Source organism: Varibaculum timonense (assembly GCF_027694345.1).
Lineage (GTDB): Bacteria > Actinomycetota > Actinomycetes > Actinomycetales > Actinomycetaceae > Varibaculum > Varibaculum timonense_A.
Window position 1 is genome coordinate 1 of record NZ_JAQEVU010000002.1, and the last position, 12,318, is coordinate 12,318.

The following is a 12,318-nucleotide window of genomic DNA, read 5'->3' on the forward strand; positions in this document are numbered from 1 at the left end:
CCCGAACCCGTAAATACTAAAAGAAATAACCCCCAAACGGTTTACCGCCCCCCCAAATAGGGAGGGGCGGTAAACCATATAACCCCAAAAAACCGGCACGCCCTTTTTCCCCAAAAAAGCCAGCACCGGTTTTTGGTGCCGTCTCCGTTAATCTTCTTGATTACGATATCGCCGTGCTTGGAAAGAACCCTATTAGAAGGAGTACCGTGGTTTACCTTCCCAGCATTCGGGATCAAGATACCCTGGTTGGCAGTTCCCGAAAACCCGGCAGCCCGCCCTACAAAAACAACCCCCCACGCGGGAGATTACCCCAAACAAACCCCTCAAGCAGAAAAACCGAAAACAAGGCGAGCTACAGCCTAATGATGATAGGGAGGTTTGTTACGTCCCCAGCGGGAAAAGCAAAAACAGGGCACGCTCTCTAAGTTGGAAACCCGACAGCCCGCCCTACAAAAACAACCCCCCATACGGGAGATTACCCCAAACAAACCCCTCAAGCCGGAGAAGCAAAAAACAAGGCGAGCTACAGCCTAATGATGATAGGGAGGTTTGTTACGTCCCCAGCGGGAAAAGCAAAAACAGGGCATGCCCTCTAAGTTGGAAACCCGCCCGCTAGGTCATTTTCAAGGTGCTCATTGGCGTGAAACCTGCCGTTTGCAACTGTCCGGCTAGAGCTGTAGCCCTACCTCTCTTAAAGATTTCTTACTCACTTCAGCACGTAAAAGAGCGGCTAGCTGTCATTGTGTTTCTCAATCGTGGAGTTTCGCACAAAAAACGAACAAAAACTAACGAGAAAAAATGTGCCTAAGGTTCTCCCCCCCCTAGAAAAGCTGCATGAACAAGTTTTAACTAAAATACCAGGTTGTAGGGGTATTTGTGTTTCTTCCCTCAAATCTCCCATTTTCTTATTCTGGCTTTTTATTAGAGAACCGCAATGCTAAATTGGTTGCTATATAACTTAAATATTTAGCTAAAAGACGCCAATTTCCCTCCGAATATGTGATGAGGTAGCTGTGAAACGTACAGGAAGTAACATAAACGGTCAAAACAATGACTTAAATGCTGCTGACCGCGCAGCTCAACCCCATCAGCTATCCGCTGCTAACCACGGCAACCCTGACACTACCTACAGCGACCACATTAAAGCTCCCGCCTTTAATCGGCGTACCCTGGGGGTAGCCTCGGTTCTGGGGTTACTGTTCGCGTCCTTGTTGGCGGTCACTTTATTTTCCACTTCCGCAGACAATTCCGCTTCCTCCGCTCCCAAATTTGACGCTAAAACAGTTTCCGAAAACACCATATTTGCGTTTGCCCAGCTAAAACCGGCAGAGTTCTCTACCGCTAGCAACTTTTACCATTCAGTTCTAGACCCTGCTGATGTTTCCAACACCCCAAAGGCAGGGGGGGCATTGGCTCCTTCCCGCAATCAGGGAGTTGCTGAAACTTCCGCGGCTCAACCTAGCTCGACCGACAGTGCTCGTTCCCAATGCTCGGGCGCTGCTTGTGCATCCCCCAGGCGCGCCCCGGTTACCGAGGTGACGGTTAAGTTGTTTAAGTTGGGGGTTGAGAAGCTTTTCTCACCTAAGGATCCTGTTTGTAGTTCGGGAAAGTTGTGTTCTGCTGCTGATGGTGTGCCTGTTGCTGGTGCTGAGTTTGCTTTGTATGAGGGCGCTAGCGTTGATGCGGCTAAGAAGGTTGGGGAGAATTTTACTGTTGGCGCGGATGGGTTTGAGATTTCTGGTTTGCAGCCGGGTGAGTATGTGTTAAAAGAGGTCGCGGCTCCTGACGGTTATGAGCCTTATCCTAAAGCCGTCAAGTTTACCGTTGAGAAGGGTGGAAGGGCTAAATATAAGTATAGTAAGTTCACTCGTTACTTCGAGAATAACGAGTTTTATTTCCCGAATGTAAAGTCGGTGTCTACTAAGGTTAAGTTATTTAAGCTGGGGGTTGAGACTGCTTATTGCGATACCGATAGGCTTTGTACGGCTAAAGATGGTGTGCTTTTAGAGGGTGCTAAGTTTACCTTGTATGAGGGGACTGTGGTTGATGAGGCTAACAAGCGTGGGGAGTTCACTGTTGGTAAGGACGGTGTTGAGCTTCCTGTTTTGCAGCCCAACAAGACTTATGTCTTGAAAGAGGTCGCGGCTCCTACGGGGTATATACTGAATCCCACGTCTCATACACTTTCAGTTGATAAGACTGGCAATGTTAGGTATGTGAAAGTCAAAGACCTTAGGTCGTTAAACCGAAATAATAACGAGTTATATATTCCGAACCTGAAGGCTCCGGTTCCTGAGGTTTCGTTGTTTAAGTTGGGGGTTAAGGATTTAGCGGATTGTTCTTGGGGTTCTTGTTCTGCTGCTGATGGTGAGCTTTTGGAGGGTGCTGAGTTTGCCTTGTATGAGGGGACTGCGGCTGATACGGATCATCAGATTGGTAAGACTTTTACTGTTGGCAAGGATGGGTTGAAGATTCCTGGTTTGCAGGCGGGCAAGACTTATACCTTGATAGAGGTTACGTCCCCGGCTGGTTATAAGGTTAGTGGTGCTAGGTACACGTTTGAAGTAGATGCTGATGGTAAAGCTAAGTATCAAACGGATAACGGCTCACAGTTGTTTGCAGATAATAAGATTTTTGTTCCTAACCAGAAAGCTGCCCCTGCTGGGGTGACGGTTAAGTTGTTTAAGTTGGGGGTTACGAATTCTGCGTTTGTGAAGAGCTGTACGACGGGTCAAAAGACTTGTTCTGCTGCTGATGGTGATCTTATTGCTGGTGCTAAATTTGTCTTGTATAAGGGGCAGAGGGTAGATGAGGCTAATAGGCTTGGGGAGTATGTCGTTGGTAAGGACGGGCTTGAGATTCCTGGTTTGCAGACGGGTAAATATACGTTAAAAGAGATTGAGGCTCCTGCGGGTTATGAGGTGAATCCTAATCCTGCACCCTTGGAAGTTCAGACTGGGGGGCGAGTCCGGGTTGGGCGCGGGAAATTCTTTAAAACACTTGTTAATAACGAGTTTTATTTCCCGAACTTGAAGGCTGTGGAACCTGAGGTTTCGTTGTTTAAGTTGGGGGTTAAGGATTTAGCGGTTTGTGATTGGAGTTCTTGTTCTGCTGCTGATGGTGAGCTTTTGGAGGGTGCTGAGTTTGCCTTGTATGAGGGGACTGTACTTGATCAGGCTCATAAGGTTGGGGACAATTTTACTGTTGGCAAGGATGGGTTGAAGATTCCTGGTTTGCAGGTGGGTAAGACTTATAGCTTGGTAGAGGTTACGTCCCCGGCTGGTTATCAGGTTAATCGTACTGATTTAACGTTTGAGGTTGATGCTGATGGTAAGGCTAAGTATCAAACGGATGCTGGTTCAGAGTTTTTTGTAGATAATAAGATTTTTGTTCCTAACCAGAAAGCTGCGCCTCCTGCGGTGAAGTTTAAGTTGTTTAAGTTGGGGGTTACGGATTCTGCGCTTGTGAGGAACTGTACGGTTGCTTCGAAGATGTGTTCTGCTGCTGATGGCGAGCTTTTAGAGGGTGCTAAGTTTGTCTTGTATAAGGGGCAGAAGGTTGATGAGGCTAATAGGCTTGGGGAGTATGTCGTTGGTAAGGACGGTCTTGAGATTTCTGATTTGCAGGTAAATGAGTATTACACGTTGCAAGAGGTTGAGGCTCCTGCGGGTTATGAGCGGAATACTAATGCTGCAGTCTTGAAAGTTAAGTCTGATGGTGTAGTTCAGCGCAGGATTAGTAAAATCTATAGAGATTTGGTTGATAACGAGTTCTACTTCCCAAACCTGAAGGAACCAATACAGACAATCGATATCGCTCTAAACAAAGTATCCGATAAAGATATCCCCCTAGAGAACGTAAAATTCGATTTATACGAAGCTGCTAACCCTGAGAAACCAGTACAAAACATAACCACCGGAAACGACGGGAAAGCTACGCTAACGGTTATGCCCGGAGTTAAATATCGGTTAGTAGAAACCCAGACATACCCCGGATACGCCCTCCTGCCACAGGCAATAGAATTCCAGGTAGATGCGAACGGTACGGTAACAATAGATAAACAAAACGGAAATGTAAACACCGTAACCGGGGGAGATAAAACCCTGAAAGTAGTTAACTACCCCGAAGGAAAACTGCCCCTGTCCGGACACGCCGGTTCCCTGCAAGTATTACTAATCGGGCTATCCCTGTTACTGGCGGCCGTGACCATAACCCTATTTGAAAGAAAACGAAACTAAAAGGTCAAAGTATTATCTCTAAACACGACCCTACTGGCTGTTATCGGTAAAACAGAGGACAACCCTATCTAAAATCGCGGCTCGTCCTCATAATCGAAAATAGAGGAGCAACCCCATAACAGCCAGTAGGGTTAGCGCTCCTTAAAAAGATATACAGCGATAAAAGTTTTCGTTCCATTAAGAACTGATTAAACTAAAGGAAGCGGTAATCACCTAAAAATATATACCGGTAGAAAGGAGGGGAGAAAATCATGCGGAAAATCCTAATCAGCGTACTGACCATAGTAGGCGCGCTACTGCTACTTTACCCAGTAGTAGCCGTATTTGCCGGAAACATCCACATCGGAGATATCGCGCGGCAACAAGCACAAGAAATGAAAAAACTAGAAACTCAACCAGAAAAAGCGCAACAACTACTAGAACAAGCCAAAAAATACAACGCCCGCATTCGCGGAATCCCCATCCTCGACCCCTACCTGTATCAAATGACCAAAACCGGGTCAGAAGAATACCAAGAATACTTAGCGACCCTCCCCGGAGACATCATGGCACGCCTAGTCGTGCCAGCAGCAAAAATCGACCTCCCAGTACGGCACGGCACCGAAGATGACGCCATCGCGCGCGGAGCCGGACACCTATTCGGAACCGGACTGCCAGTAGGCGGAAAAGGAGTAAACGCGGTACTCACCGCCCATTCAGGTATGAGAACCGCCAGCCTATTTGACGGATTAACAGACGTACAAGTCGGCGACATAGCCTACGTGCAGGTAGCCGGACAAAAACTCGCCTACAAAGTAAAAGAAATCCACATTATTAAACCCACACAGCTAGAATTATTTGAAGCTCAAGCTGGGCGTGACCTGCTAACCCTCTTCACCTGCACGCCCTACGGAATCAACACCCACCGCCTAGTAGTAACTGCAGAGCGAATCGCGTTAAACCAAGCCCCCCCAATGAATGAAAGTGGGCCTACCTGGTGGGATGCTCTGCGCTGGTGGATGATAATCCCGATAATAATCTGCGCTATCGGAGGCACAATCGTGGTGCGGTATTTGCGGAAGAACCGGAAAGATAAGGATACGGGTGAGGGTGATTCCGGTAGTTCTGGTGGTTCTGGTTCAGCGGGAGCTGGATCTGCGGGCTCGGGTGGCTCAGGTGGCTCGGATGTGTCACCAGGGTCGCTGGGGTTACCGGGGTCGGATGCTTCACCGGCCTCTCCGGGGGCGTCGGGGTCGTCGGGGCCCTCGGGATCGGGCGTGAGTGGAGAAGAATACGCCGGTTCTGGCAGCGCTGCCCAAAATACAGAAACACCCATGACGAGCATAAAAAGTGATAACAGTGCAGTCAAAAAAGCCAGCGAAACTATCGGTACGACCAGCGAAGCTACTGGAGAAACTGGCACCCAGGAAATAAAAAGATTATTCGCGATTAGCGCAGCCCCTCTGGCAGCGACAGATACCGAATCTCCAAGACTAAGCCGCGTAGAACGGGCGAAAAAACTCCGCGACTCCAAAAACCCCAGCCGGGCACGCCCTCTTTCCCCCTCCTATGAAGCAGACCAAAACCCGCAGCGTCCCCAACAGCACGCCCTCAGCCAGCACAAAGAAAAAATCCTAACCAAATATACCTAATCTAGCCCGACCCCTTAGCGCGCCCTATAAAATAGAAACCAGTAGGTAAAGGCGTAGCGGAAAGGGCAAAAGAGATGGCGGGAAAACCAAACATCCTAGTTGGGGTAGACGGCTCGCGCGAAGCACTCCAAGCCGCCGAATGGGCTGCGGCGAGAGCAAAACTAAACAACGCCCAGTTACAACTTGTATGCGCATACGCTTTACCCTCATACACGGCAGCATCAATGGAAAGCGGATTCGCGGTAATAGACAACGATGTAATTCGCGCCAGCGCACAAACCGTAGTAGACGAGACGCTCACCCACTTAGCAAAGCTAGGCTACCAGGCGGAAGGGCGAGTAGAGCCCGGTGACCCGACGGCGGTACTGGTGCAACTGTCAGAACAAGCCGATTTGATAGTCGTCGGCACTAGGGGAACAGGCGGATTCGCAGACAGACTACTGGGAGCCACATCATCCGCGTTACCAGCATATTCACGCTGCCCAGTAGTGGTGGTTCCCGGCAGAGGCGCCGACCAACAGTTCACGCCAGTAAAGAAAATCGTAATTGGGGTAGACGGTTCGAGCAGATCGCGCAAATCCTTGCGGCGAGCCATTGAAGAGGCGGCGCTCTGGGGAGCGCAACTGACCGCCGTGGACGCGGTTCCGATGGCATCATCGGCGGGTGTCCTCGCCTGGTTGCCTGCAACAGTGGATCGAGAAAGCATATTGCGGGACGTGCGTGACGAGCTAAAAGCCATATGCAAAGCAGAAAGTGCTGGTAGTGGGGTTGAAATCCATGCTCATGCCCTGGACGGAAACCCGGCAGCACTGCTAACCGAATTTTCAACCGCCGTTGAGCTGGTGGTAGTAGGGACGCGGGGACGTGGAGGATTCGCCGGGGTGTTGATGGGATCCACCTCGCAATCAGTGCTGGCGCACTCGACCTGCCCGGTACTGGTTGTGCCCACCGGGGACGGTCGGGGAGCTGAAGAATAATAGCTGGATTTGTGATGGCTGTTTGATGGCTCTTATTTGGTGGCTTGCGTTTTAGGGGTTTGTGTTTTTGGGGGTTTTTGTTTTTTTGGGGGTTTGTGCGGAGCCTTGTCTGGAGCTGGAGCCTTGGGTGCTGAGGACTTTGAACCCAGATTAAGTTGGCGTGTTGGTCGCGCTGTGTTGGTAGCGCCGGGTGGGTAGTGCAGGGTGGTTAGTGTCGGGTGGGAGCAGGATTCAGCGGAGCTAGCGATTGAGGGCGGCTGTGCCGCCTGGTTGGGCGTTGCTGCCGGGTTGGGGAGGGTGTTTTGGTCTCGGGAGGGCGGAAATGTCGGTGTCGTGCCTGGAACTGCTTGCGGGGGTGTGCAAAATCGCCCTCCCGTGACAGTTTCACCCTCCTGATTAAGGGCTGACGGCTTGTTTTGGGGGTTCTTAAGCGTTTCGGGAGGGTGATTTGGTCTTGGGAGGGTGGAATGGTTGGTGTCGTGCCTGGAACTGTTGGTGGGGGTGTGTAGAATTGCCCTCCTAATGCAGAATCGCCCTCCCGTGACAGTTTCACCCTCCTGATTTAGGGCTGACCGCTTGTTTTGAGGGTTTTAGAGCGTTTCGGGAGGGTGTTTTGGTCTTGGGAGGGTGTTTTTGTCAGGCGTGGGCGGTTTGAATGCTGATTCTTGTGCTGTTCGTGCTTTGCGGATGCTCATTTTGGCGCAAGGGTACTCCTTAGAATCCATCAAAGCTAATAGCCGGGATGTTCCTATCCTCGTCCTCCCCGCGAACACGCCCTAACCTAAGCCCGTTTGCGTTCTCGTCCTAATCTTTCCTGCTCGTCGTCCTCACCCGAAAATATGCTTCTCAAAGCCGGGAATACCTCCGGGCTCTGCTTTCCCCATGCGCAAGAATTAACTGCTTATCTAGCAGGGAGTTCAGCAATCGGATTGTTTTTGACTTGTCAAAGCCAGAACGTAAATCCAGTTCAGAACGTGAATAGTACCTACCCCGCAGCATGGAATTTAGTAGCAGTTCTTCCTGGGGAGACATCTGCGATAACGAACCAATAAAAGGTAAAGTAACCGTAATGGAGTTATCTAAAAGCTCAAATTTGGGAAGCTCTTTTTCATCACGATAGGACTCGCGAATACGCAAAATACCGGTCCCGAACTTCTCAATCAGTCCCAGACGAAAGAAAACCTCCGCCAAAATCGGGTTCCTGAGCACAGATACTCGTCCTCGTAAATACTCTTCTTTTGAAAGCCCAGTCGGAAGACCTCCCGGAGAACACACCTCGACGCGATCAGGGAAAATACTAACCCGTAAGCGAGAATTAATATCCCAAGTCCGGTGAACCAAGCCGTTAGCGATTGCTTCCCGGAAAGCTTCGCGCGGAACCAAATCTTTGGTGAATCGGGTCGCGCCCTCAATCTTCTCAAAGCGCAAATAACGATCGAAAACCTCCATAGCGGTGTCTAGCTGCTGTAGAACAGAAACGTGCTCGACAGTGGTGCGATCCAAGATTTCGTTAATGGAAGCACCGAACTTGATGATGTCGATTCCGGGATAACTGTTCTTATCGGACAATATGGCAGCGGCACGGTTGAAACCATTCGTCCCCATTAACCCCAAGGTTTTAAGAACATCTATGCTGGTATCTGAAATATCTAGCTGATCGTGAAGAGCTGCGGATAAAGTCTTAAACTCCAGATTTTTCTCGGGGGAGTCAAGTTCTTCAAAGGAGAGGTTCTCTCCCTCTAACACCAGGCGATTCAGCTCAATCCTATCGACTTCGACCGTGGAGCTGTCGCTCCTGCGGTACGCTTTCCCGTTGTAAAGGTAGGGTTTATTGGGACCTTCCTGCACGTGAAGACGGATAGTCCTGTCCTTTGGGTTTATCTGGATAGAAAATCTGGGACGTGGGGTAACACAGTCATTAATGCGGTTTTCGATTGCGAGACAGGTTTCATCTAGGTGTTCAAGACCGACCTTGCTTCCCGTGTCATCAAATCCAAACAGTATTTCACCGTCATGGAAGTTCGCGTAGGCGCTTACAATCTTGAGGAAGGTGTTGCTGACTCTTGATTTGAACTCCAAGAATGCGGATTCTCGCATATTTGCCTCCTGTCTATGGGATTTATTTTAGTTTGCGTGCAAAGCAAATGCAACGCAATCTAATGAGTTGCATTTTCGTTGTAATTGCTTTGGGATGGGTGGGTTCTCGTTTCATTTACGTTCCGGATAAACGCGGTGAAACTTGAGCATGAAGCGCACTGGGTTTTGTTCCAGGAGGCGAGCAAGAGATGGAGGGTAAGCATGAGATGCGGGACAAACATGAGGGTGCGCACGCTCTCAGCGTGGAAAATCAGCTCGGATTGAAGCAATCGTTACCTCATGCTCGGTTCGGCTGGTTGTTACTGGGCGTCTTGCTCTCGGTTCCTTGTCGCGTCAATCTTGAGAGGAAGGTGGTGGCGAGGATCTGGTGGGGGCTGAGGGCAGCCGATTCGCCGATTCTCACGAGTAAATGCCTAAAATTATGCTTTTTAAGCATTTTAAGATTCGCCCTTGATTTTTATTAATTTAAATGCTTTAAGTTTATTTTTATTTATATAAAAGTTACTAAAGAAAAGCTAGTAACTGTTAAAAGAATAGGAAAATAAGTGCCTGAATTAATAGAGTTTGCGCATTTTTTGTCGTGTCTATTTCCGAGGCAAATTTTGCGAAAGTTATCCACAGGCTAGATTATAAAAGAGGTGCCGTTTTCTCATTAAATAACTCTAATACATAAGGGGTGTGTTGCGTAAATAGGGTGTGATGCTGTTTCTTAGTCCCTTTTTCTTCTGGGTGAGGGGGCTGGCGGTGTTTCCCGTTCCCTAGATTGCTCCGGTGAAATCGCTCCGCAGGGAGGGGGGGAGAAGAGTGGGGGGCGAAACTGGCTCAGGAGGGTGGGGCTGGCTCAGGAGGGTGGAAGTGTCGGTGTTGTGGCTGTGGTGGCTTGTGGGGGGGTGCAGAATCGCCCTCCCCGGACAAAATCACCCTCCCGGTACAGGAACGCCCTCCGGCGCGGAGAAGGTGACAAAACACCCTCCCGCGCCGACTAAGGGGGTGGGAGCCTGTGTAAGTGGGGGTCTCAGACTGGTGAACGTGATGGTAGTTGAGTGCAAAATGTAAAAAACTATCCATTTGTGTTGTAAAAGCTGTAATATGTACTTCAAAAGTTGAGGTTTGTATTTAAGGAGTGATTGAAGTGGCACAAGCAACTGTCAATTTTCGGATGGATGCTAGTTTGAAAAAATCTCTTGAAGCTACGTGTAAAGAACTGGGGCTTACGGCTACCAGTGCATACACCATGTTTGCTGCAAAGGTCGTGCGGGAGAAGCGGATACCGTTTGAGGTGTCTATTGATCCGTTCTATTCAGAATCCAATATGAAGCGTTTGCGCAGCTCAATAGCGCAGATGGACCGTACAGGCGGCGCTGTTCACGAGGTTCTGCCCGGTGATTAAGGCGTGGACAGATTATTCTTGGGAAGAATTTCAGTATTGGCTGAAGCAAGACAAGAAAACTTTAAGACGGATATTACAGTTAATACAGTCGATTGACCGTAATGGGTACAACTGTATAGGTAAACCTGAACCTTTAAAGGGAGACCTATCGGGGTACTGGAGCACCCTCTGGTGACATAATAAGGGCGCATTATGGTGACCGGTGACGCTTGTGGAACTCATTATGGTGACTTCTAACGCTTAACTCCGCTTACGCCCTCCTTCCCCTCCTCTCCTTCCCCTCCTCTCCTTTCCTTCTCGCCCTCTTTCCCCTTCTTCCCTTCCTTCCCCTCTCACCCTTCCTCCTCTCCTTCCTCTCCTTTCTCTCGTCCCCCCTCGCCCACCTCCCAAAAAAGTCCCGAAATTCCCGCAACCGCCAGCCCTGCCATAAACTGGAAACCATGAGCCCAAAGCAGTCGATTTTTACTTCTGAATCCGTAACCAGTGGTCACCCCGACAAAGTCTGTGACCGCATCGCCGACTCCATAGTCGATGCCCTGTTAGAACAAGACCCGGAAGCCCGGTCTGCCGTGGAAGTTATGGCGACCACCGGGCAGGTACATCTGGCCGGGGAAATCACCACTTCTGGATATGTAGACCTGCAAACCTTGGTGCGTGAAACTATCAATGAAATCGGCTACACCTCCTCTGATATCGGTTTCGATGGAGATTCTTGCGGAGTGCTGGTATCTATCGACCGCCAGAGCCCCGACATTGCTCAAGGGGTGCAAGACTCGTGGGAAACCCGCGAAGGATTAGCAGTAGATGCTTTTGACCAGCAGGGAGCCGGCGACCAAGGGATGATGTTCGGCTACGCCTGCAACGAAACCCCTGATTTAATGCCCGCCCCGATTTGGTTGGCGCACCGCTTAGCAAAGCAGCTCGAAAAAGTACGGCGCGAAAAAATCCTCGACTACCTGTGCCCCGATGGAAAAACCCAGGTGACGGTACGTTACGAGGACGGACGCCCGGTAGGGCTCGACACCATCGTGCTCTCTACCCAGCACCGGGCATCTGCAAACCTAAAAGACCTGCGCGAAGAAGTAAAATCCGCGGTGATTGACCCGGTTATCGCCCAGGTGCCTTGGGTTGAGGATAGTGATTTCCGCACCCTCGTAAACCCGGCGGGACGCTTCATATTAGGAGGCCCGGCCGCTGATACTGGCGTTACCGGCAGGAAAATCATTGTGGACACGTATGGAGGCATGGCGCGCCACGGCGGGGGTGCGTTCTCTGGAAAAGACGCTTCCAAAGTTGATCGCTCCGCCGCCTATGCGACCAGGTGGGTAGCCAAGAACGTGGTGGCAGCCGGACTTGCAGATCGGGCGGAACTGCAGGTGGCGTACGCTATCGGCTCGGCGCACCCGGTTTCGATGGAACTGGAAACCTTCGGTACCGAAAAAGCGGATAAGACCCAGATTTTGCAGGCAGTCCGGGAAACTTTCGATTTGCGTCCGGCCGCTATTATCGACCGGCTTTCGCTGCGCCGACCTATCTATTCGCGCACCGCCGCCTACGGGCATTTCGGGCGTTCCGGGTTCACCTGGGAAGATACCGATATGGCGCGGGAGTTACGCGCCAAACTAGGGGCGTAAAACCGGCGAACAGGCTTGAAGGGCGTAAAACAAGCACACAAGGCTGGGGGCGATCACCTGCGAACAAAGCTGGGAACATAAAACCGACGGGTAAATTTAAGACCGTAACTTGAGCTGCTCGCGCTGCTAGGGGATTAGCTCGGATTGCTGCTAGGAATCTAGCTAGGGCGTACCCGTCACAATCTAGCTAGAATGAAGCCACCGCGGTCGAGATAGGACGCGCTCAGCGCGATTTACCTAGGACGCACTCGCGCAGGGCGTGACCCTTGCTATGTCGAGGTGACGTGCGTCCTATCAAGGTTCGCCCCACAGTATCGGGACTCACTCGGTACAGGGCTTGGCCTGATATGA

At 50.4% G+C, this 12,318-nt stretch carries 8 protein-coding genes; 6 read left to right on the forward strand and 2 right to left on the reverse strand.

What is annotated here, in order from left to right; translation table 11 throughout:
- Nucleotides 1–1,013: 1,013 nt before the first annotated feature.
- The 3 genes from PG728_RS01555 (at nucleotide 1,014) to PG728_RS01565 (ending at nucleotide 6,846) form a co-directional block, all read left to right on the forward strand.
- A complete protein-coding gene (locus tag PG728_RS01555; RefSeq protein ID WP_270625364.1) occupies nucleotides 1,014–4,238 on the forward strand; it encodes a SpaA isopeptide-forming pilin-related protein in 3,225 nt (1,074 codons plus the stop codon).
- A gap of 251 nt (nucleotides 4,239–4,489) precedes the next feature.
- Nucleotides 4,490–5,869 carry a class C sortase gene (locus tag PG728_RS01560; RefSeq protein ID WP_270625366.1) on the forward strand — a complete coding sequence of 460 codons (1,380 nt, stop codon included), beginning with the start codon at nucleotides 4,490–4,492 and terminating at the stop codon, nucleotides 5,867–5,869.
- A 74-nt stretch (nucleotides 5,870–5,943) separates the two neighbouring features.
- Nucleotides 5,944–6,846: a universal stress protein gene (locus PG728_RS01565; RefSeq protein ID WP_270625367.1), complete on the forward strand. Its 903-nt coding sequence runs from the start codon at nucleotides 5,944–5,946 to the stop codon at nucleotides 6,844–6,846.
- 846 nt (nucleotides 6,847–7,692) lie between these two features.
- Here the strand turns inward: PG728_RS01565 and PG728_RS01570 are convergent.
- Entirely contained in the window at nucleotides 7,693–8,943 is a 1,251-nt protein-coding gene (locus PG728_RS01570; protein WP_072509253.1) for an ATP-binding protein, read from the reverse strand.
- Nucleotides 8,944–10,075: 1,132 nt separating this feature from the next.
- Here PG728_RS01570 and PG728_RS01575 point away from each other — a divergent pair.
- Together PG728_RS01575 and PG728_RS01580 are read left to right on the forward strand one after the other, a co-directional pair.
- Nucleotides 10,076–10,333: a type II toxin-antitoxin system RelB/DinJ family antitoxin gene (locus PG728_RS01575; protein ID WP_072509255.1), complete on the forward strand. Its 258-nt coding sequence runs from the start codon at nucleotides 10,076–10,078 to the stop codon at nucleotides 10,331–10,333.
- A complete protein-coding gene (locus PG728_RS01580; RefSeq protein WP_270625368.1) occupies nucleotides 10,326–10,508 on the forward strand; it encodes a Txe/YoeB family addiction module toxin in 183 nt (60 codons plus the stop codon). Before PG728_RS01575 ends, PG728_RS01580 begins: the two co-directional genes overlap by 8 nt.
- A gap of 75 nt (nucleotides 10,509–10,583) precedes the next feature.
- On the opposite strand, the gene PG728_RS01585 is transcribed toward PG728_RS01580, so the two are convergent.
- The gene (locus tag PG728_RS01585) at nucleotides 10,584–10,775 is read right to left on the reverse strand and encodes a hypothetical protein (RefSeq protein WP_270625369.1); all 192 of its coding nucleotides are present in this window, start codon (nucleotides 10,773–10,775) and stop codon (nucleotides 10,584–10,586) included.
- Here PG728_RS01585 and metK point away from each other — a divergent pair.
- A complete protein-coding gene (gene metK / locus PG728_RS01590) occupies nucleotides 10,774–11,967 on the forward strand; it encodes a methionine adenosyltransferase (RefSeq protein ID WP_072509257.1) in 1,194 nt (397 codons plus the stop codon). The two genes, PG728_RS01585 and metK, sit on opposite strands and share 2 nt — an antisense overlap.
- Nucleotides 11,968–12,318: the final 351 nt, after the last annotated feature.